Origin of the sequence: Rhodococcus sp. IEGM1428 (genome assembly GCF_050321865.1) — a bacterium.
In the GTDB taxonomy this organism is placed as follows: domain Bacteria; phylum Actinomycetota; class Actinomycetes; order Mycobacteriales; family Mycobacteriaceae; genus Rhodococcoides.
Genome location: NZ_JBNQFW010000001.1, coordinates 161,552 through 182,899, shown reverse-complemented (window position 1 = coordinate 182,899; position 21,348 = coordinate 161,552). Strand labels below are relative to the sequence as shown.

22 protein-coding genes are annotated in these 21,348 nt (G+C 64.5%); 7 read left to right on the top strand and 15 right to left on the bottom strand.

All coding sequences use genetic code 11. The annotated features are described in order from the left end of the window. Nucleotides 1–128: 128 nt before the first annotated feature. The 6 genes from ACQR3T_RS00910 to mrf form a co-directional block, all read right to left on the bottom strand. A complete protein-coding gene (locus ACQR3T_RS00910; protein WP_428692244.1) occupies nt 129–1,847 on the bottom strand; it encodes a metallophosphoesterase in 1,719 nt (572 codons plus the stop codon). A gap of 163 nt (nt 1,848–2,010) precedes the next feature. After that, on the bottom strand, nt 2,011–3,192 hold the full coding sequence (locus tag ACQR3T_RS00905) for an RtcB family protein (protein WP_428692243.1): 1,182 nt from the start codon (nt 3,190–3,192) through the stop codon (nt 2,011–2,013). A gap of 239 nt (nt 3,193–3,431) precedes the next feature. Then, nucleotides 3,432–4,493 carry a VIT1/CCC1 transporter family protein gene (locus ACQR3T_RS00900; RefSeq protein WP_032404317.1) on the bottom strand — a complete coding sequence of 354 codons (1,062 nt, stop codon included), beginning with the start codon at nt 4,491–4,493 and terminating at the stop codon, nt 3,432–3,434. A gap of 26 nt (nt 4,494–4,519) precedes the next feature. Then, the gene (gene rpmF, locus ACQR3T_RS00895) at nt 4,520–4,687 is read right to left on the bottom strand and encodes a 50S ribosomal protein L32 (protein ID WP_428692242.1); all 168 of its coding nucleotides are present in this window, start codon (nt 4,685–4,687) and stop codon (nt 4,520–4,522) included. A gap of 3 nt (nt 4,688–4,690) precedes the next feature. Beyond that, a complete protein-coding gene (locus ACQR3T_RS00890; protein ID WP_428692241.1) occupies nt 4,691–4,951 on the bottom strand; it encodes a type B 50S ribosomal protein L31 in 261 nt (86 codons plus the stop codon). After that, nucleotides 4,948–6,198, bottom strand: coding sequence for a ribosome hibernation factor-recruiting GTPase MRF (mrf, locus tag ACQR3T_RS00885; RefSeq protein WP_428693025.1), 1,251 nt, complete (start codon nt 6,196–6,198; stop codon nt 4,948–4,950). Before mrf ends, ACQR3T_RS00890 begins: the two co-directional genes overlap by 4 nt. 120 nt (nt 6,199–6,318) lie before the next feature. Here mrf and rpmB point away from each other — a divergent pair, with 120 nt between their 5' ends. From rpmB to ACQR3T_RS00850, 7 genes are all read left to right on the top strand, one after another. Then, nucleotides 6,319–6,555: a 50S ribosomal protein L28 gene (gene rpmB, locus ACQR3T_RS00880; RefSeq protein ID WP_032404320.1), complete on the top strand. Its 237-nt coding sequence runs from the start codon at nt 6,319–6,321 to the stop codon at nt 6,553–6,555. After that, the gene (gene rpmG, locus ACQR3T_RS00875) at nt 6,552–6,722 is read left to right on the top strand and encodes a 50S ribosomal protein L33 (protein ID WP_170944568.1); all 171 of its coding nucleotides are present in this window, start codon (nt 6,552–6,554) and stop codon (nt 6,720–6,722) included. The genes rpmB and rpmG overlap by 4 nt, the downstream gene beginning before the upstream one ends. A gap of 2 nt (nt 6,723–6,724) precedes the next feature. Next, complete coding sequence (gene rpsN, locus ACQR3T_RS00870; protein ID WP_428692240.1) at nt 6,725–7,030, top strand: 30S ribosomal protein S14; 306 nt, start codon at nt 6,725–6,727, stop codon at nt 7,028–7,030. 14 nt (nt 7,031–7,044) lie between these two features. After that, nucleotides 7,045–7,299: a 30S ribosomal protein S18 gene (gene rpsR / locus ACQR3T_RS00865; RefSeq protein WP_008719028.1), complete on the top strand. Its 255-nt coding sequence runs from the start codon at nt 7,045–7,047 to the stop codon at nt 7,297–7,299. A gap of 82 nt (nt 7,300–7,381) precedes the next feature. Then, nucleotides 7,382–8,308: an AEC family transporter gene (locus tag ACQR3T_RS00860; RefSeq protein ID WP_032404322.1), complete on the top strand. Its 927-nt coding sequence runs from the start codon at nt 7,382–7,384 to the stop codon at nt 8,306–8,308. A gap of 46 nt (nt 8,309–8,354) precedes the next feature. Beyond that, nucleotides 8,355–8,819, top strand: a complete 465-nt coding sequence (locus tag ACQR3T_RS00855) for a hypothetical protein (RefSeq protein ID WP_037155123.1) — start codon at nt 8,355–8,357, stop codon at nt 8,817–8,819. 25 nt (nt 8,820–8,844) lie between these two features. Continuing rightward, nucleotides 8,845–9,417, top strand: a complete 573-nt coding sequence (locus tag ACQR3T_RS00850) for a DUF1707 SHOCT-like domain-containing protein (RefSeq protein ID WP_032377318.1) — start codon at nt 8,845–8,847, stop codon at nt 9,415–9,417. Nucleotide 9,418: 1 nt separating this feature from the next. Here ACQR3T_RS00850 and ACQR3T_RS00845 read toward each other — a convergent pair whose 3' ends face one another. The 9 genes from ACQR3T_RS00845 to ACQR3T_RS00805 form a co-directional block, all read right to left on the bottom strand. Beyond that, nucleotides 9,419–11,365: a hypothetical protein gene (locus ACQR3T_RS00845; protein ID WP_428692239.1), complete on the bottom strand. Its 1,947-nt coding sequence runs from the start codon at nt 11,363–11,365 to the stop codon at nt 9,419–9,421. Continuing rightward, complete coding sequence (locus tag ACQR3T_RS00840) at nt 11,365–12,750, bottom strand: ATP-binding protein (protein ID WP_094616916.1); 1,386 nt, start codon at nt 12,748–12,750, stop codon at nt 11,365–11,367. The genes ACQR3T_RS00845 and ACQR3T_RS00840 overlap by 1 nt, the downstream gene beginning before the upstream one ends. A 116-nt stretch (nt 12,751–12,866) precedes the next feature. Beyond that, entirely contained in the window at nt 12,867–13,682 is an 816-nt protein-coding gene (locus ACQR3T_RS00835; RefSeq protein ID WP_428692238.1) for an endonuclease domain-containing protein, read from the bottom strand. 203 nt (nt 13,683–13,885) lie between these two features. Next, nucleotides 13,886–15,436, bottom strand: coding sequence for a bifunctional phosphoribosylaminoimidazolecarboxamide formyltransferase/IMP cyclohydrolase (gene purH, locus ACQR3T_RS00830; RefSeq protein ID WP_428692237.1), 1,551 nt, complete (start codon nt 15,434–15,436; stop codon nt 13,886–13,888). Next, nucleotides 15,433–16,125, bottom strand: coding sequence for a phosphoribosylglycinamide formyltransferase (gene purN / locus ACQR3T_RS00825; protein ID WP_428692236.1), 693 nt, complete (start codon nt 16,123–16,125; stop codon nt 15,433–15,435). Before purN ends, purH begins: the two co-directional genes overlap by 4 nt. Before the next feature lie 5 nt (nt 16,126–16,130). Beyond that, the gene (locus ACQR3T_RS00820; protein WP_428692235.1) at nt 16,131–17,567 is read right to left on the bottom strand and encodes a cell division protein PerM; all 1,437 of its coding nucleotides are present in this window, start codon (nt 17,565–17,567) and stop codon (nt 16,131–16,133) included. A gap of 71 nt (nt 17,568–17,638) precedes the next feature. Beyond that, a complete protein-coding gene (locus tag ACQR3T_RS00815) occupies nt 17,639–18,832 on the bottom strand; it encodes a DUF5336 domain-containing protein (protein WP_428692234.1) in 1,194 nt (397 codons plus the stop codon). Between the two features lie 95 nt (nt 18,833–18,927). Then, entirely contained in the window at nt 18,928–20,052 is a 1,125-nt protein-coding gene (gene sfnG / locus ACQR3T_RS00810) for a dimethylsulfone monooxygenase SfnG (protein ID WP_428692233.1), read from the bottom strand. A gap of 23 nt (nt 20,053–20,075) precedes the next feature. Then, nucleotides 20,076–21,299, bottom strand: a complete 1,224-nt coding sequence (locus tag ACQR3T_RS00805; RefSeq protein ID WP_428692232.1) for an acyl-CoA dehydrogenase family protein — start codon at nt 21,297–21,299, stop codon at nt 20,076–20,078. Nucleotides 21,300–21,348: the final 49 nt, after the last annotated feature.

Below are 21,348 nucleotides of genomic sequence, written 5' to 3'. Positions count from 1 at the left end.
CAGCGATATTGGCTGCTGCCGTGTTGGTGGGTGGGGGGTGGGGGGGGGGGGGGGGGGGCGGGGGGGGGTTTTTGGTTTTTTCCTCCCCCCCCCCCCCCCCCCCCCCCCCCCCCCCACTGCCGCAGGCACTAGGACGAACCGAACCTCGGACCGATCGCGATGTCGCGGGTGAAGGTCAACCTGTCGAACTCGTTGCCGTATTCGTCGATGGCACCGATGATCATCTTGCTGGGCGTGATCCCCGGAATACCCGGCACCACATCGACTCTGACAAACGAGTAGTTGAGGAACCGCACCCGAGACCAGGTGATGGACTCGGCCGACTTGGTGCCGTCGGGTGCCCACACGTAGCTGTTCGGAACTGCCGTGTCGGGCAATTCGTTGCCTCGGTAGCTGACGCCTTCGCCGTCCTGGAACGTGTATCGGGGACGGCCGCCCCCGCCGACGGTGTAATACACGGTGCCGTCGGTCTTTCCACTGACCGTCGCGTTGTCACCGGCGACCCGCGTCGCGCGATTCCCACGGATGGGGTCGGTGCGCTCGAAGACGTGATTGTGAGCTTGGAGCACCGCATCCACCTCGTACTTGTCGAACAGCGCTACCCAGGCGTCGCGCACACCGCCGTCGCTCGCGTGGGTGGACGTCGTCGAATACGCGCAGTGATGGAAGAAGCAGACGATGAAGTCGATGTTCGGATCGGCGCGGTATTTCGCGAGAGTCTGCTCCACCCAGGTGTTCTGGGCTCCCCCGCTGTACCCGGTGTTGGCCTTGATCTCGTAACTCACGTCGTTCGCGTCGAGCGACAGGACGGCAGTGTTGCCGTAGACGAAAGAGTAGGCCGACGGGCATCCCTTGGGCCCGGTGGTCGGCTGATCGAGCCGCGCCGCGTGACCGCCGTATCCGTTGGGGCTGTACAGCGCTTCCATGTCGTGATTTCCGGTGGCGAACAACCACGGAGCAGTGGACGCACTCGCCTCGATCGCCTGAAAGTAGCCGTCCCAGACGAAGGGGTTGAACTTGTCGAACCCCTTCGGCGGTGTCTGTCCGTGCTTGGCGAACTGCGGCGGCAGACCTGCACCCGAAGGATCCGCGTAGGCGATATCCCCGGCGAGAATGTGGAAGTCCGGCCGCGACGCCTCGATCTGTCGATTGATGTTGCGAGCGTGCTTGACCGACGGTTCGTTGTCTGCCTTGTAGTACTGGTCGTCGTAGTCGCCGGCCACCAGACCCGCCGGCTGCGAGGGTGTTTCGTCAATACCCTGATCGCCCATCATCGTGAACCGGAACGGAGCGATACGACCGGTCGGCAGCGCCGGCGACACGCTGCGGATGTCGCTGACGAAGCCGTCGGCGGTGCGCCAACGGTAATAGTGCGGCAGCTTCGGCGTCAGATTGTCGACGGGCACATGCACGTAGTACTGCTCGGCTGAGAGAATCCCACCGTCGGTCTGCGGCACCTGGCTGATCAGGTTGCGCACCTCGGCCGACGTCGTCGCGCCCAGTGCAGGCGTGGGGCCGTGGTCGAGAAAGACTCCGGTGATCCCGGGATTGCGCGAGAGTTGAGCCGAGAACCGCAGCTGCGTCGCCGGGTCGTTTCCGAATCCCATGTGCCGGCCGGCTACGGCCAACGGAGCATCCTGCGCGTAGGCAGTGCGAGCGAACACCGAGTTCCCGACGCCGACCGCGGCGGCCGTCGCAGCCGCCCCGACCAGGAAGTTCCGTCGGCTGACCGGGTGTCGCCGCAGGAACGACCGATGCCAATCGTGCTGTTCGGCCATGGTCATGTTCTCGGCGAGCGTGCCCGGGATGCCGGTCGCGACGGTTTCGCCTGCGGGATTGAGCGTCATGCATCGATCGTGACGGCAGAGCCCCCTCGAACGCTGAACAGAACGGAACACTCGAAGTGAACAGACAGAGAACAGCGATGCACAACGGGACGAACGCGGACAATCCCGTCGTGCACGGAACTTCGTAACCCACTACGAGTTTCCACGCACGACGGGACAGTGCTCAGGTCCCCTTGACGTTGAGGATCTGCCGCAGCTCGTGCTCGATGCTCACCAGGTCCCGGGCATCCTCCATCACGACATCGATCGGCTTGTAGGCATCGGGAATCTCGTCGATGAAGTCTGCACTGTCACGAAACTCGATCCCCTTCATCCGCTCCTGCAGGTTCTCGTGGGTGAACCGCTTCCTGGCCTCGGTCCGAGAGAACTGCCGACCGGCACCGTGCGGAGCCGAGCGCAGGCCGGCCTTGGAACCCTTGCCGACCACCACGTACGAGCGCGTTCCCATCGATCCGGGAATGATCGCCCTGACACCCTCGTGCGCGTCCACTGCACCTTTACGGGTGAGCCACACGTCCTTCTGCGCGTGCGTTTCCTTCACCGTGTAATTGTGGTGGCAATTGATCCGCTCGACCTCGCGATGGTCGTCGGTTCCCATCCACTCGGCGAACACCGCGCCGAACCGGTCCATCATCTCGGCCCGGTTCAGGTAAGCGAAACGCTGAGCCCACTTCAGTTCTCGGATGTACTGCCCGAATTCACGGGAGCTCTCGGGCAGGTATGCCAGATCTTTGTTGGGCAACGAGATCCACCACTGCGCGCACAAACGCTGGGCAATGGCGATGTGCTTCTTGGCGATCTTGTTGCCCACGCCCCTCGATCCACTGTGCAGAAACAGCCACACTCGATCGGTCTCGTCGAGGCACAACTCGGCAAAATGATTGCCGCCGCCCAACGAACCGAGCTGCTCACGCCACTGCGGTGAGTGGTTCAGCTCGACACCGTCCTTTGCCGCCAACTCCTCGAGCTCGAGCAACTTGGGCGCAGTGAAATCCCACCGGTCGACGCCGACGTTGTAGTTGCCGGGCGAGAGCGGGATGCTGGCCTCGATGGCGAGTCGCAGGTCCGTCAGATTGCGGCCGTCGACGTCGTCGAGGGTGAATTCTGTTCGGACGCCGATCATTCCGCAGCCGATATCGACACCGACGGCGGCCGGAATGACAGCGCCCAGCGTGGGAATCACTGTTCCTACGGCGCTTCCCATCCCGCTGTGGGCGTCGGGCATCAGGGCGACGTGCGGATGCACGAACGGCATCGACGCTGTTTCACGGGCCTGCTCGAGAGTCTTGTCCTCGAGCTGTGAAGCCCAATTGAGCAAACGCAAGCCCACCTTGTTCGGGGGCATGATGTTCCTTCCTGCCCCCTTGCACAAGAGGGCGCTATTCGATGGGTCGATTCACGAGCGGAGCTTGTTTGCCGCAGAGAGGGGCACATCGCACCGGTGAATACGCGCGCAGCACAAGGCCCACACCGGCTCTCGAGTCGAGAGCGGCACCAGACAGAACGGTTGCGCGCATGATGAGAACCCTATCGAGCGAAACATCCCTGCCGCGAGTGAATTACTCGGGACGTCGGGGATGGGACCTAGACTCCCCCGCCGAATGCGAGTCCCAGCAAATACGTTGCCCCAGCCGCGCCGTAGCCGATGGCCAGCTGTCGCAGTGCGCGTTTGACGGGCGGGCCACCGCTGAGGAGGCCAACCACCAGGCCGGTGCAGATCAGCGCAATTCCGACGAGGACGGCCGCAACGGCAAGGGCCACATAGCCTTCGAGACCGAACAGGTACGGCAACACCGGGATCACCGCTCCCGAGGCGAAGAAGCAGAAGCTGGCTCCCGCCGCTCCGAGTCCTGTTCCGATGGACTCGTGCTCGTCGACGTCGGGTGCCATCTCGTCGTCGGTGGGCAACAGCCGCAACACTTCCGACGCTTTGGCGTCGGCCTCCTCGTGTGTCATTCCCCGGGCCCGGTACACCAGCGCCAGTTCATTGGCGTCGACGTCCAGATGCTGGACGGCATCGCGCGCCGCACTGTCCGGGGACGACGCTTCGAGCAACTCGCGTTGTGAACGGACGGAGACGTATTCGCCCGCACCCATCGACAGTGCACCGGCGAGCAATCCGGCCAGTCCGGTGACCAGAACGATGTGGTTGGACACTCCGGAGCCGCTGATGCCGAGCACGAGCGCGAGGTTGCTCACCAGCCCGTCGTTGGCACCGAACACTGCAGCCCTGAACGTGCCGGACAGCCGATTACGACCACGCGCGGCGAGCGCTCTGATCACCTCGGCGTGGATCTGCTCGTCGGCAGTCATCGCCTCCGTTGCATCGGCGTCCGTGGCGTACGGCGAGCGAGTCTCGGCTCGTTGCGCCAACGCGAGTACGAACACCGAACCGAAGCGACGCGCCAGGACACCGAGGATTCGAGTGCGAATGTCGCCTTTCAGCGGCATGCCGACCCGCTCACCCAGCAGATTTCGCCAGTGCTGCTCGTGACGGCCTTCCGCATCGGCGAGTTCGAGCAGTATCTCTCGCTCCTCGCCGGTGCGTCGGCCTGCCAGATCGCGATAAACGGCGGCCTCGGCCCGCTCGTCGGCGAGATACTGCCGCCATCGCTTCACATCTCGCGAACTGGGTCCATCGTTCATGATCGTCAAGATAGACCCGTCGGAGATCAACTCGGGTCGTACACCCCTGACTGCACTGCCTTGACCAGTCTGCGCGGCACTCGAAACTCCTGGCCACCCACGCGCACCATCACCAGGTCCGGGGCGACGGCCTTCCACTGCGCTCGCCTGCTTCGGGTGTTCGAGCGCGACATCTTTCTCTTCGGAACAGCCATGACTCAGACGTCCTTTCGGCTTCGGCGGCCGTATCGCTTCTCGAACTTCTCGACGCGTCCCTGGGTATCCATCACGCGTGCGGCTCCGGTCCAGAAGGGGTGCGATTCGGACGAGACGTCGACGACGATCAGCGGGTAGGTGTTGCCGTCCTCCCACTCGGTCTCACGCGCGGACGTGAGGGTGGATCTGGTGAGGAACTTGTTTCCGGTGCTCGAGTCCTGAAACACGACCGGGTGGTAGTCGGGATGAATGCCTGGTTTCATTCTGTTGCCTCTCGTGATTGTTCTGCGTAGGGGGATTCGCTGCTCTCGCAGGGGTCTTCGTGCCATTGGCCGAACGGATCGGTCCAGCCTGACCACGCCGAGGGGTCGGTCATCTCGTCGTCGGAGACCAAGGCCCACTGGAGCGTTCGGTCGATCTCGGTGGGATCGGCCTCGTGAACGAGGATCACCAGCGAGGTATCGCGATCGCCGAACTCGTCGTCCCACCGCAGTGCCGCCATCGCCCGTCGAGTGGTGTCGACGCGATCCTGCTGCTCCGGAGTCATTGCGACAAGCCACTTTCCGGCACTGGCCACCCGCAGCCCGCCGCCGGCCGATTCGATCCACAGCGCCTCGTCGGGCTGAGTGGCAACCCACGCCCGTCCTCGCGCGGTGACGACGCCGTCGAGCAGCACGTCGATGGCCTCGTGCAATCGCTCCGGATGAAACGGCCGGGTTGCGGTGAACTCGGCAAGTGCGACGCCGCAGTCGACGGTCAGCGGGGGCTGACCCCGCAGCAACGGCGAGTGGGCATCGGTGATCGCACCGCGCCGGGCGTCGGCGGGCACAGACGCGAGCAATGCCGGGGCGTCGACCATTACGTCCTGGGCGACCCAGACAACAGGTGCGTTCGGTGCCAACCGCGCGAGGACAGCGGCAAGCCGAGCACGTTCCCACGCGTCGACCTCGGGGCCGACGGTGACGACAAGGGCGTCGGCGTAATCGACCTGGCCGACGACCAATTGCGCGACGGTTCGATCGTCGTCACCACTGGCGACGACGCCGCGATCAGCCAATGCGTCGTCGCCGGTGGCGTCGGCCAACCAGGTTGCGGCGTCGAGGCAGTCGATCACTGCTTCGATGCGGACGTCACGCGAGGCCGGGCCGTCGATTTGCCCGACGATGCCCGCCACGACGACGTTCTCGACGGCCCAGCACAACGCCTCGGGTTCGAGGGCGGGGTCCATCGCGAGCACGATGCGATCGACACTGCTGCGCGTCGACAGTGCACGCAGCAGCGGCAGCAGGTCCTCGCGGAGCGTGCAGGACACGCAGCCGTGCGCCAGTTCCAGGATGGTTTCGCGAGGGTTCTCGCCCAGCACGTAGAGCGTGCGCCGCACGACCCCTTCGGCGACTCGGCTCAGATCGTGGCGGACCGCAACGGTCCCGGGCGCGAGTAGCGACGTCACCACTGCGTCCATGGCTCCGGTCCAGCCGGAGACGAGGACCATCGGGGTTCGATCGTCCAGTGAGTTGTTCACGAGCACCCTTCTTCTCGACAACGATTGTCATTACCTGTGGATGCACGCTACATTCGTGAACACGCTTTGTCGAAAACGATTGTCATAACGGCAAGAAAAGGAGTGCTCATGTCAGCGCACTGCCAAGTCACCGGCCGCACCCCGGGATTCGGAAAATCGGTCTCGCACTCCCACGTGCGCACCAGCCGTAGGTGGGACCCCAATATCCAGCGCAAGACGTACTACGCGCCGAGCCTCGGTCGTCGCGTCACCCTCACGCTCTCGGCCAAGGGAATCAAGACCATCGACCGCGACGGCATCGACGCCGTGGTGGCCAAGATCCGCGCACGTGGGGAGAAGATCTGATGGGCAAGAGCACCGACGTCCGGCCGATCGTCAAGCTCAAATCGACTGCCGGCACCGGCTACACCTACGTCACCCGCAAGAACCGTCGCAACGACCCCGACCGACTGGTGATGAAGAAATACGACCCGGTCGTTCGCAAGCACGTCGATTTCCGGGAAGAGCGTTAGCCATGGCAAAGAAGTCGAAGATAGAGAAGAACGAGCAGCGCAAGGTCATCGTCGCCCGCCGGGCAACGCGTCGCGCAGAGCTCAAGGAGACCATTCGCAAGCCCTCGAGCAGCGATTCCGAGCGCGCGCAGGCCCAAGCAGCACTGCAGCGTCTGCCACGCGATTCGAGTCCGGTACGATTGCGCAATCGTGACGCTGCGGATGGACGTCCGCGCGGTTACCTTCGGAAATTCGGGCTGTCCCGCGTGAAAATGCGCGAGATGGCACACCGTGGGGAGCTGCCAGGCGTCCACAAGTCGAGCTGGTAAGGGAAAAGGTAGAGATGGCAGTCAAGAGAGCACCGTCGAAGAAGGTCCGCGCAGAGGCGGGTCGTCGACCGAAGAAGAACCCGTTGAACGCCGCCAAGGTCACCACGGTGGACTACAAGGACATCAACCTTCTTCGTCAGTTCATTTCCGATCGCGGCAAGATCCGCAGCCGTCGGGTCACCGGGCTCACCCCGCAGCAGCAGCGCCAGGTCGCTGTCGCAGTGAAGAACGCTCGTGAAATGGCATTGCTGCCGTTCACCAGCCGCTGAATCAGCTTTCGAGAAAGGCCACGTAGCCATCCGGCTGCGTGGCCTTTCTGTCGTTACCTAGCAAGAGATGAGCAGTTCGTAGATGTCCGGCGTTCTCGAAGGCTTCACCGTCATCTTCGTCGTCATCGCACTGGGTTACCTGCTCGCCCATCTGAAAGTGCTCGGTGAGCACGGCCAATTCGTCCTCAGTCGTCTCGTGTTCTTCGTCGCGACGCCGTCACTGCTGTTCGTCACATTGGCGAACTCGGACCTGTCGGTCATCCTCTCGCCGGTGTTGGCCGTCGCCGGCTCCACAGCACTGCTCGTCGGAGCCATCTACTTCGTCATAGCGAAACTCGCGTTGAAACGAGCCGTGCCCGACGCGACCGTCGGCGCTCTGGCAAGTTCGTACGTCAACGCCGCGAACCTGGGCATCCCGATCGCCGTGTTCGTACTGGGCGACGCCAACTTCGTCGCTCCCCTGCTGCTGTTCCAGATCATGATCTACACACCGATCGCCGTGACCATCCTCGACATCTCCACCAAGATCGACGAGGTCTCGCTGTTCAAGACCGTCACGACGCCGTTCCGAAACCCGATCGTGCTGGCCGGAGCCGCGGGACTCGTTCTGTCGATCACGGGATTCGAGCTGCCCGAGGCATTGATGCAGCCGTTCCAACTCGTCGGAAATGCCTCCGTACCCGGCGCATTGCTCGCTTTCGGTCTGTCCCTCTACGGTGCCCGCGTGCTGCAGAAGGGCATCAGTCCGCGGCGGGACGTCGCCCTGGCAACGGTGTTCAAAATGGCGCTGCAGCCACTGCTCGGCTACCTCATGGCCCGGTTCGTCTTCGGTCTGGACGGTCACGACCTGTTCGCCATCGTCGTCGTTTCGGCATTGCCCACCGCGCAGAACGTGTTCGTCTTCGCCAGCCGCTACCAGCGCGGAGTGGTACTCGCCCGTGACACTGCGTTCGTGACCACGCTCGTATCGATACCCGTCATCGCACTCGTGACGGTGTTCCTCGCGTGAGCCGAACACAAAGGTTCTCCTCAGCTCTCGGCGCTAGTTTGGATGCATGAGGTTTCTCGCTGCAGGTGTCATGTTGTGCCTGCTGCTGGCGGGCTGCAGTACGGTCTCCGGTGGCGACGAGGACACAACGCCCACGGTCGGTTCCACCACACCCGTCGGCCACATCCAGCAGCCGAGCGCCCCTCCGGTTCCACACGAGGTTCCCGTCGGCGACGTCGGCACGATGTTCGAGCCGACTCCTGACCTGATCCGAGCCACCACCACTCCGTTCGAGTCGTGGAGCCAGGTTTCCCCCAACACCATCGCCGTGCACTTCGTGACCGGCACTCCGGAGTGCTACGGGGCCGACGCCACGGTGACCGAGACCGACTCGACGGTCACCGTCGAGCTGCGTACCGGCACCAGGCCCGACGCTGCCGACAAATCCTGCATCATGGTTGCCGTCTACGCCACCATGCAGATGACGTTGGCATCGCCTCTCGGAAGCCGCACAATCCTGAATGCGGCCTGACCGCTACGCAGGTAGGGTCCGAGCGGTGAGCGATCAACTCCCCGACCGAGATCGAAGCCAGGTACGCGCGGCCGACGCCGACAGGAACCTTGTCGCACAGTTGCTCAGTGATGCTTTCGCGAACGGCCAGCTCACCGTGAGCGAGTACGACGAGCGCACTGCCGCGGTGTACCAGGCCAAAACCTACGGCGAACTCGATCTGCTGACCGGCGATCTGGCACTGTCTCCGCCTCCTGCGTCTGCACCGTCGGGTGGTTCCTCGAACGACCGCGTGATCGCCATCATGAGTGGTGCCGTGCGCAAAGGTGAGTGGACCGCCGCCTCGCGGATCGACGCCGTCGCCTTCTGGGGCGGAATCGAACTCGACCTACGACGGGCCTCGTTCTCCACCGAGGAAACCACCATCAACTGCGTCGCCATCATGGGCGGCATCGAGGTGACCGTGCCGCCCGGAGTGAGCGTCGAGGTCCGCGGCATGGGCATCATGGGCGGCTTCGAGCACGTCAGCGCGTCCCACCCCGGCGCGCCGCGGGTGATCATCACCGGCTTTGCGTTCTGGGGCGGCGTCAGCGTCGACATCAAGGCTCCCGACAAGTGAGCTAGGACCGCCGACGCTTGAGGTAGTCGCTCACCACCGCAGCACCCAGCCCGTCCAGATCCGGCGCGATGACTCGTCCACCCACCCGCTCGGCCATCTTGTCGACGACTCTCGCCAGGCCGGGATCGTCACCCAGCCGGAAGATCGTCACCTGCGCACCGAGTTTCGCGACGGTATCGAGCTCCCGCACGGTCAGGCCAAGAGTCTTCGACGACGGCGGGTAGTCGAAATAAGCATGACCGTCCGGCTCGAGATGCGCAGTCGGCTCACCGTCGGTGACGATCAACACCACCGGCTGCGCGTTGGGATGACGCCGCAGATGACGCACTGCGAGCATCAGTGCGTGGTGCAGATTCGTGCCCTGATCGTAGGCACCGTCCAACCCCGCCAGCTCCGACGCCGTCAATGTCTGTGCGTGCCTGCCGAATCCGATCAGCTGCAGATCGTCCCCGCGGAATCGAGTGCTGACCAGATGATTGAGAGCCAGTGCAGTGCGCTTCATCGGCACCCAGCGGCCGTCCATCACCATCGAGAACGACGTGTCGACCAACAATGCAACCGCGGCCTGCGTCCGAGTCTCGGTCTCGCTGATCTCCACATCGGTCACCTGCAGCTGCACCGGAAAGCTCGATCCTGTTGCCGCTGAACGCAGTACCGCATTGTTGACCGTGCGGGTCACGTCCCACGGTTCGGTATCGCCGAACTCCCACGCCCGCGACGCCCCCGTGGGCTCGCCCATCGCACCCGCCTTGCGAGTGTCCCGCTCGCCGCCGCGTCGAGACAGCTTTCCCGCGACATCCTTCAGCGCGGACTGCCCCAGCTGACGCATCGCTTTGGGAGACAGTCGCCATTGCCCGTCGGCACCCTTGTCCATGAAACCCTGCTGCTGCAGCGCCTTTTCGAGCTCGGAGAGCATCCGCGCGTCGGCCGCCGCCTCGGGTCCGAGTTGCTTCAACAGAGCATCGGCATCGATGTCGTCGAGTGCGGCACCGTTGTACTGCTGCGAGAGCTGGTTTCCCAGGTTCTCGAGATCCGCGATGTCCTGTAGTGCACCGGTGCCGTCGCCCAGCCCCATTCCGTTCTCGCCGCGAAAGTTCTGCGAACCGTCCCAGTCCTCACCGGGCCGGGCCTGCTGCAGGTTCTGATCGAGTTGATCGAGCTGATTCAACAGGTTCGAGTCACCGAAAGCCTGCTGTGCCAACGCGTCCAACTCGGCCCGCTGCTCGGGAGTCAACGAGTTACGCAGCCGCTGCGCCGCCGCGGCCCGCTGCGCGAGCGAATCCAACAACTCGTCGACGTTCTTCGGGTTCTCCGGGAAGTGCTGACCGTGCTTGTTCATGAACTGGTCGAACTGCTCGTCGGTGTTCTCACCCTTGTTGTGGGCGTCGAGCAATTCGTTGAGGTCCTTCAGCATTTCGCTGATGGCCTGGCGGTCCTCGTCGGTCGCACCCTCGAGAGCCTGCTTCATGCCCGCAAAACGCTGATCGAGCATTTCGCGTCCGAGCAGGTCCTTGATCTTCTCGTAGTTCTCGCGACCCTCCGACGAGCGCCAGTCGTAGTCCGAAAGCTCCTGCACTGCTTGGGCAGTGGACGGTGACAGGTCGCCGATCTGCATCTCCTGGAATCGCGCGTCGTCGTCGAGCGCACGCGCCAAGGCCTTACGCTCCTCGAGCACCGCCTTGTCCAGCAGCTCTCGCACTTCTTCCAGAGTGCCGTCGAGGTTGTTCTTCTTCAACAGATCTCGACGACGCTTGGCCGCCTGAGCGGCGAGGTCGTCGAGCCCACGCATGTTCTTCGTCCCACGCCGCAGCATCTCCTGCAATGCCCGACGCGGCGACGCCCCCTCGAGTACATCCTCGCCGATGGCGTCGAGCGCCTCGCGCAGATCCACCGGTGGCGCAAGGGGATCCGGCCCGTCGTGATACCGCCCGTATCTGGAGCGACGCATCAGCTGTACACCGTCTGACCGTCGTCGTCGGGGTCCTTGGAGATCCGACGTGCGAGGTAGAGACCTTCGAGTGCGAGTTCGACCGCAGCTGCTTTCTCGCCGTCCGAGGTCGCGTTCAGCCGCTCGTGGATGTCGCCGATGACCTCGACGTCGGGTAGCTCGTCGAGCAGAGCTTTGGCGGTGATCCGGTCGCCGGTGACGATCGGCTCACCGGTCTCGACTGCGGTCACCAGCGCTGCGAGGTTGATGCCGCCGAGATGTGCCCGGACGGTATCGGCGGTCGCGCGGCGCAGCATGTGCTCGAGTACCTCGATTTCGCGTCCTTCCTCACCCGACTCGAACTCGACCTTGCCGCGCAGCACCTCGATGATGGTGCCGAGATCGACCGGCCGGGCCACGGGCTCGGCCTCGCCGAGTATCGCGGCCCGGTGAACGGCTGCGGCAGCGATGGTTTCGGCAGCTGCGATCGCGAATCGAGCGGAGACGCCGGAGCGCTGATCCACCGACGGCGACTCCCGCAGCAGTCGAGTGAAGCGAGCGAGCACCTCGAGGAGGTAAGTCGGGACGGCGGCCTGAAGATCCGCTTCCTGATCGATGACGGCTACTTCGTCGTCCAGTTCGAGGGGGTAGTGCGTCCTGATCTCTGCACCGAAGCGGTCCTTGAGCGGGGTGATGATGCGTCCGCGATTGGTGTAGTCCTCGGGGTTCGCGCTCGCCACCAGCATGACGTCGAGTGGCAGACGCAGGGTGTAGCCGCGGACCTGGATGTCGCGCTCCTCCATGACGTTGAGCAGCGAGACCTGGATGCGCTCGGCGAGGTCGGGAAGCTCGTTGATGGCCACGATGCCGCGATGGCTGCGCGGAACGAGACCGAAGTGAATGGTCTCCGGGTCGCCGAGGCTGCGGCCCTCGGCCACCTTCACCGGATCGACGTCACCGACGAGGTCGGCCACCGACGTATCCGGAGTGGCGAGCTTCTCCGCGTATCGCTCGCTGCGGTGCCGCCACTCGATGGGAAGGTCGTCGCCGAGTTCTCCGGCTTTGCGAATACTGGCCGGCGTGATCGGCTCGTAGGGATGCTCACCGAGTTCGGCTCCGGCGATCACCGGCACCCACTCGTCGAGCAGCAGATTCAGGGTGCGCAGCAGACGCGTCTTGCCCTGACCACGCTCGCCGAGCAGTACCACGTCATGACCGGCCAGAATCGCGCGCTCGAACTGCGGCAACACCGTCGAGCCGAATCCCACGATCCCCGGCCACGGATCTTCGCCGTCACGCAATGCCTTCAGAAGATTCTCCCGCAACTCTTCCTTGATCGACCGCTGCCGATGTCCGGATGCCTTGAGTTCGCCGAGAGTGGAGATGCCAGGTTTGGTAGAGGTCACTTCTCTACGCTACGAGCGTTTGGCAATTGCTGCCATCGAGAGTTGAAGAGCGCTGCCGCCGAGTTCGCACCTATGCCACTTGAACTAGACAAATCGCCCGCATAAGTGCGACCTCGCTACACCGGGGCACCCGCAGCCCGGAGCTTTGCCCTCACCCGGGCAACCACGTCGTCAGGTCGCAGCCGCATCTGCTCGGAGTTGACGCGGACGATCTGCCACTCGGCTCGGTCGAGATCCTCGAACCGCTCGATGTCACGGGTCCGCTGACGCTCATCGAGCCAGTGGTGAACACCTTCGTACTCCACCCCTACCTGCCAACGACGCCACCCCATGTCGATGCGTGCCACAAACCTGCCCGAACGGTCACGAATTTCGATCTGCGTCTCGGGCTTCGGTAACCCCGCCTCGACGAGCACGAGCCGGGTTCGCGTCTCCTGTGGTGATTCCGCACCGCAGTCGACGACATCGAGCGCGCTGAACAGGCGCCGGACGCCTCGGGTGCCCGGTCGCTGCAGCGCATACGCACGTATGGCTTCCCTATCGACGCAGGTTGCGGCAAGTAGCGAGTCGAGAAAGACCACAGACAGTGGAGACGGCACCCAGCGCCCGATATCGAATCCGGTGCGCACGGGTGTCGACACCGCGAATCCCTGAGCGATCATGACGTCGTCGGTGTCGAACGCGTCGTGGTGGATACGCAGCCCGGGCAACTGGTGTGATCTACCGTTCGCCAGCACACTCGGAGGGGTGCTCGGATCGATCCACTTCGCGCCGTGGACTGCCGCCGCGGAGACCCCTGCAATCACGGCACCATCTCCGACGCAGACCGACGCAGCGTGGGCCAATGCTTGTGCATCCAGCGTGGTACCAGTGCGCACATAGGTGTCACGGAACACGCGAACGTAGTCGCGGCCCAGTTGGTGACGGCTCACCGAACCGGAATTTAGCGCCTCCGACCCCCGAAACGGCCCGACCTGAATCCCCATGGGTCGACACTGGCACGCCCGACACTCCGGAAACGGCCCACGATGCAATATGTGGATAACTTTCTATCCATCCACAGATCGCCGAATTCGCAGTTATGCGGCCGAAAATGGGGTAAAGGCCTGCATAACTGCGAGCTCGGCGTCTCGCGCTAGTGAGCGAAGTGCCGCGAACCCGTCAGGTACAGCGTCACGCCTGCGTCCTGTGCGGCAGCGATCACTTCGTTGTCGCGAACCGAACCACCGGGCTGTACAACGGCTTTGACGCCTGCACTCATCAGAACCTGCAGACCGTCGGGGAACGGGAAGAAGGCATCGGAGGACGCGACCGAACCGGCCGCGCGATCCCCCGCTCGCTGGACAGCGAGGTGGGCGGCGTCGACGCGGTTGACCTGCCCCATTCCTACGCCCACCGACGCACCGTCGTGGGCGAGCAGAATCGCGTTGGACTTGACGGCTCTTCCTGCGCGCCAAGCGAATTCGAGATCTCTCAACGTCTGCTCGTCGGCAGGTTCGCCGGCCGCGAGAGTCCAGTTGGCCGGGTTGTCGCCGTCGGCATCGAGTACGTCGCGCTGCTGCAGCAACGTGCCGCCGGAAATCGGCTTGAGCTCGACGCCGGACGTGGGCGGCGCCTCGGCCAACAGAACGCGAATGTTCTTCTTGCGCTGCAACACTCCGAGGGCGCCGTCGGCGTAAGCCGGCGCGATGATGACCTCGGTGAAGATCTCGGCCACCTGCTCGGCCATCTCGACGGTGATCTCACGGTTAACTGCGATGACGCCGCCGTAGGCACTCACCGGATCACATGCGTGCGCCTTGCGGTGCGCCTCGGCGATGTCCTTGCCGACGGCGATGCCACACGGGTTGGCGTGCTTGATGATCGCGACGGTGGGCTCGGCATGATCGAAGGCCGCCCGCCACGCCGCGTCGGAATCGGTGAAGTTGTTGTACGACATCTCTTTGCCGTGCAGCTGCTCCGCCTGCGCGATGCCCGTGCCCGCAGCGTCGACGTACAGCGCCGCAGCCTGGTGCGGGTTCTCGCCGTAGCGAAGCACGGCCGCGCGGTCCCAGGTTCCGCCGATCCATTCGGGGAACGAGGACTCGGACTCGACCAGCACATTGCTCATCCACGACGCCACGGCGACGTCGTAGGCAGCGGTGTGCTGAAATGCCTGTGCTGCAAGCGAAGTCCGCTCGGCGAGGGTGAATCCGCCGCCTGCGACCGCAGTCAGCACGTCCTCGTAACGGTTGGGGTCGACAACCACGGCAACCGACGGGTGGTTCTTGGCCGCGGCGCGCACCATCGAGGGTCCGCCGATATCGATCTGCTCGACACATTCGTCGGGCGTCGCACCACTGGCGACAGTCTCGGTGAACGGGTACAGGTTCACCACGACGAGCTCGAATGCCTCGATGCCCAGCTCTTCCAGCTGCGAAAGATGTTCGGGCTTACGGGTATCGGCGAGCACTCCGGCGTGTACCCGGGGATGCAGCGTCTTGACGCGTCCCTCGAGGGTCTCGGGGAATCCGGTGAGGTCCTCGACCTTGGTGACCGGGATTCCGGCGTCGGCGATCTTGCTCGCCGTCGATCCGGTGGACACCAGAGCGACGCCCGCGCCGTGCAAGCCGGTCGCCAGTTCGATCAGTCCGGTCTTGTCGTAGACGCTGACCAGTGCGCGGCGCACTGCTTTACGTTCACTCATCGGATTATCTGAGCCTTTCGTCCATCGGAGGTGACACCTGTGGTGGCCACGGCTGCGATCACGTCGACCAGCAACCGTCGCTCGACAGTCTTGATGCGTTCGTGCAACGCGGCTTCGTCGTCGTCGTCGAGAACCGGAACTGCTTCCTGCGCCAGGATCGGCCCGGTATCGACGCCGGAATCGACCAGATGAACCGTCGAACCGGTCAGTTTGACGCCGTGATCGAGTGCATCCCGAACGGCGTGCGCACCCGGGAACGACGGCAGGAGCGCGGGGTGAGTGTTGACGATGCGTCCGGCAAAAGCGTCGAGAAATCGTCCACCGAGGATTTTCATGAAACCGGCGGTGACCACCAGGTCCGGCTCGTGACCCAGGACGGCATCGGTGAGCGCAACATCCCACTCGGCACGATCGGCATAGTCCCGCAGCCCGATCCGAAAGTGCGGTATCCCGGCCTCGTCCGCACGCCGGGCTGCGTCGCAGTCGCGATCGACTCCGACGGCGACGATGCGCGCAGGATAGTTCTCGGACGCTGTCGCCGCGATGATCGACTGCAGCAGCGAGCCGGTCCCCGACGCGAGGACGACGACCCGCGCGGGTGTCTCACGCAAGGCAGTCAGCGCACTACTCCTGAGGTATCGAGGGGGAACGTTCGAGCCAGCAGAAAGCCTAGTCGCTGCGCCCCACACACCGACTACCGGGCAGGTCCGTCCGTGTCCCCGGGCGGGGCGACGATCTCGGCGTCCAGCGGCTCGTCGGTATCGGCATCGACCGCCGGCTCGGCGACCGGTTCCTGGGCAGGCTCGGCCGGAAGTTCGTCCACGACCTCCGCCTCGACGACGTCTTCGACGTCCGGCCCGTCTTTCGGCTCGGCGGCGGGAGCAGCTTCGATCGCCACCTCGGCGGCGGGCACCACAGTCGAGGCCGGTTCGTCGTGTTCGGGTTCGGCTTCGGGTTCTGCTCGACGCCACACGACGATGGCCGCGGATATCGTGCCCGCGACGGCCAGCCATGCAAATGTCAACAGTCCGAAGCTCCAGACGGTCACCTCGACGGTTCCGAAGGTGCCGAGGCTTCCACCTGCGGCGTATCCGAACAGGGCTGCGAGTACTCCGGCTGCAGCTGCGACCACCCACACCGAGGACGCAGCGACCTGGATGTCGGCGCTGCGGATGGCGCAGTCACGGCCGAGCAGCAGCCCCGCGCCGATCGGGACGGCGAGCATGACGACCCAGATCGTCTGCGCAGGGCCTTCTGGAAGGACGGCCAGGATCGGCAACGGCGGAAGCGGGCCACCCGTCGTCGCGAAGAGACTTACCGACGCGTCGCCGAAACCAGCCGTGGACCCGGTCGCCACGGCGAGCGCGCCGATCAGGACGTTGGGGAGGTAGAGCACCGACAGAGCGGTCAGGCCGAGCATGCCGACGACGTCGCGGCCGCTCTCGACCAGTGCGCCGGCGGTTTCCCAGGAAGCGAGCAGAGCAAGCAGCACCACGGCTGCGCCACCTGCGACGAGGATCGACAGTGCGCGCACGAACGGTGCGACGAGGGCACGAACCCATTCCGGGACACCGCGGCGAAGCACAAGGGAATCCCAGCGCGCAAGGATCAACCCCGTTCCGGACGCTGCCGCGTGAACGCCGGCCACCCAGGAGAAGGCCGCGAGAGCATTGGGGCTCGACAGGCCGATGACGGTGGACGCGTCCCCGGCAACGGCCAAGGCGATAGCGGTGACGGCGAGCGGACCGGCCAGGGAGGCGGCGAACACCCACCGAACCATGCGACGGTCGGTGTCCGGATCCACCGCGCGGTGCACGGTACGAGCGACGGACCAGCCGATGATCAGGGTGGGCAGTAGCGGTGCGACGCCGAGGGACGTCCCGCCGATGGTCAGGGGAACCAGATGCATGGCGAACCACGTGCCGGCGATCGCTCCGAGAGTTCCGGTGAGATCGCTGTTCACCGAGACGAGAGTGACCAGAACGAGGGTGGTGGCGATCACCACGACCAGCCCGGAGGTCTTGAACGCCACGGCGGCGAGCATGCGCGACTGGTCCGGGGTAGGCCCGGTGCCGACCCGGGCAGTCCTCGCAGCCGCGCGTCGAGTGTCTCGGTTCAATAGATCGCTCATTGCAACGAGAGTCGCATCAACTTCGCGGCACGCCGGTCAGGCGCGCCGCGAAGTGGGATGTGATGCCTGAATCAGTCGTGCTTCTTCTCGTCGCCCACGGCGGGCGTGGCACCGAACGACTGCGTGGGCGCGCCGTAGGGCGTCGACTGATCGCCCGATGCGGGCTCCTCGGGCTTCACCGGGGGCTGGCCGTAGCCCGACGGCTGACCGTACTGATACTGATTCGGTGGGTACGCCTGCCCCGCGGCGGGAGTGCTCGGACCGGTGTAGGGCGGCGGTGAGTAGCCGCCCTGCGGCGACGTGTTGGGCGCAGATGGACTGCCGTACGACGGCTGCCCACCTGGATTGTACGAATGCTGACCCGACGACTGTCCGCTCGGAGCCTGACCGTAGTTCGACGGAGCTCCCGGAGCCTGTCCGTACGACGGCGGATTGCTGTAGTTCTGGGGCTGCGACGGCCCACCGAACGATGTCGTGGGCGCGTTGTACGGGTTCTGCTGGCCGTAGCCGGACTGCTGGTTCTGGCTGCCGTAGCCTGCGGGCTTGGGGGCAGGTGCCTTGACGATGCCTGCGTCGAACAGCAATGCCACCACAGCGGCCGCAGCCTGTACGAAGCCGAGGACCAGCACCAGGATTGCACCGATACCGAGCGAACTGGTGGTGCTGGCGAACTCGTTGCCCTCGGCGCTCGGCAGACTGAACGACTGGAAGACCAGCACCAGGAATCCGGTGATCGCCAAGGCGGCAACCACGGCCTGGTTCTTGGCATCCTTCTGCAGCAGCGACGCACCGGCGATCAGGCCGGCGGCCAGCAGCAGCGCCACCGACACCGCGCTGCCACCGGAAGCGAAGAACGTGGTGCTGAACGACGTCTGGATGCTGCTCGGCAGTTCCTGCGCCGAGCTGACTTCGGCAGTGACGAGATCGAGCAAACCGAGCAGGAAGTTCACGATGCCGAGCCCGAGCACCACGAACGTGAGAATCCTCGGCAGGTTCGTCAGTCCCGATCCGGGCGACTTATGTTCGGCTGCAGGGGATCCGGGCGCTGACGTCCCGGGCGCGCCTGGCGCCGAGGTGCCCGGCACCGGAGGCCCGAAAGGATTGGATACCGACGGTTGATGGAACGGCTGACCCTGACCGTGGCCCTGCGCAGGTGACGGAGGCTGATTCGGCGAGGAGGACTGACCGTAGGACGGTCCGCCTCCGCCGTAGCCACCAGAGTTGGAGCTGCCCCCTGATTCAGGGCCGCCGGGCGAGTAGGTCATCGCGTCTCCTCATCCTGATAGTTACGTACCCAGGGTCGGTCGGGTCCTTTCGACTCACGCTACTGCACGGACCCGACCGATCCAGGCACTCCAGGTCAACGGGCCCCGACGAGCTCTTGGTCGTCGGCTTCGGCGGCCTCGAGCTCCCGCACCAGCGGCAGCACCTTGGCTCCGAAGTACTCGATCTCCTCCTGGAAGTGCAGGAAGCCACCGAGAATCAGGTCGACACCGCGGCGACGGTAGGCAACGATCCGCTCGGCCACTTGCTCCGGCGTCCCGATCAACTGGGTCTTGAAGCCGTCGTTGTACTGGACGAGATCCTCGAACGACGAGTCGGCCCACATCCCTTTCTTGTCGGCCGTCGAATTGCCCGCCTGTTGCACCGCCGATTTGAACCCCTCGACGGCAGGCTTGTTCGCCTTCTCGATGATCTCGCGCAGGGTGTCTCGGGCTTCCTTTTCACTATCCCGCGCAATGATGAAGCCGTTGAGCCCGAACTTCACCTCGCGTCGGTGATCACGCGCAACGCGACGGAGATTGTCGAGTTGCTCGGTGACGCCGTCGAAATCCTTGCCGTTGCTGAAGTACCAGTCCGAGTACCGACCGGCATTCTCCTGCGCCGCAGAAGAATTGCCGCCTTGGAACAGCTCGGGATTGGGCCGATCCGGGGTGTTGAGCGGTTTCGGCTTGAGGGTGAAATCGTGGATCCGATAGAAGTCGCCGCGGAAGTCGACGTCGTCCTCGGTCCAGATCTTGCGCAGTACCTGCAGGAATTCGGCGCTGCGACGGTATCTTTCGTCGTGCTCGAGCCACGGTTCACCCAGGTGGGTGAACTCGTCCTTGAACCAACCACTGACGACGTTCACCGCGAAGCGGCCGTTGGACAGGTGATCCGCAGTAGCGCCCAGTTTGGCCAGAACGGCCGGCTGCCACAGCCCAGGATGCACCGCCGCAATGACTTTGAGCCTCTCGGTGGCCAGCAGGAGTGCGAGCGAGAAGCTGGTGGATTCGTGCTGGAACTCCGCCCCGTAGCTGGCCTCGTACCGAACCTGGCTCAGCGCGTACTCGAAGCCGTTGTTCTCGGCGGTCTGCGCCAGCTTCTTGTTGTACTCGTAATCCCAGCTGGTGCGTTGCTCGATGGTGCTGGTGACCAGACCACCCGAGACATTGGGAACCCAGTACGCGAATTTGATTGCGTCGGGGATTTTTTCGGTGCTCACAGTTGTTCTCCTCCGAACATGTTCTACGAATACCAGGTGGGCTCGGGCAGCTCGCCGGTGAGAACCCAGCGGCCGACCTCGCGTCGCTTGTACGCGACCGGATCGTGCAGGGTGTGGGTACGCACGTTGCGCCAGAAGCGGTCGAAGCCGTACTTGCTGGCCGTCGCACGCGCACCGAGGGCCTCGAACACCGTCGACGTGATCTCGAGCGACACCTCGGTGGCGCGAGCCTTGACCGCGGCCACCCGAACCTCGTGATCACCGCGCTCCTCGGCGGTAACGTTCCAGGCGTTGTCGTGAATCTTTTTGCCTTCCAACGCCACTGCGTCGGCAAGGGCTTCGACGGCCCACAGCTTGGCGGTCAGGTCGCCGTAGATGTCGATGATGTACGGCTCGTCGACCGCCTTGTCCACGGTGCTGTGCAGCCACGCACGCGTCTTGTCCTTGGTGTACGACGCCGCCTCCTCGAGAGCACCCCTCGCGATTCCGAGGTAGAAGTTGACGAACACCAGTTGGATGGTCGGAACGTTGAGCGTGTTGTAGACGCGAGGCTGAAAGGCCTTGTCCACGAATCCTGCTGCACTGGCCCAGTCGACGCGAACCTTGTCGATGGTGACGCTGCCGCTCTCGGTCTGACGCTGGCCGATGTTGTCCCAGTCGTCGTGGAAGGACAGGCCTTCGATGTTGGACGGCACGATCGCGAACACGTGATCGGTACTGCCGTCGAGCGCACCTTCGAGCACGGTCACGTCCGAGACGCGGCTGCCGGTGGAGAAGGTCTTGGAACCGTCGAACACGATGGTGTCACCCTCGTCGGTGACGGCAACGTCGTTGTCCCGAGGATTGACGGCACCGCCGAAGAACCACTTGTTCTTCGTTGCGTCGGCTTCGACGGCCTCGATCTGCTCGGGTGTGCCGACGAGTCGGGCGGCCCAGAACCACAACAGGTGGTAGCCCAACAGCTGACCGATGGAACCATCGGCGGCGGCGACGGTACGGATCACCTGGTACGCCGTCGGCCAATCCTGACCTGCACCGCCATGTTCGACGGGACCCAGCAGCGTGACGAGACCGGCGTCCTTGAGTAGCTGAACTTCGGCGGTGGGAGCCTCACGCCCCTTGTCGCGGGCGACCGCGTCGACGGCGAGGAGCTGAGCTACCTCACCGGCGCGCGAGATCCACCCGGCAGCGGTGGTGGGAGCGTCGGGCCAGTCCTTGGTGAGAACACGGTTTTCTGTGGTTGTCATGACGCACAGTGAAGTCTCGCTCCGAGCCCGTGACCACACTTCGACTCAG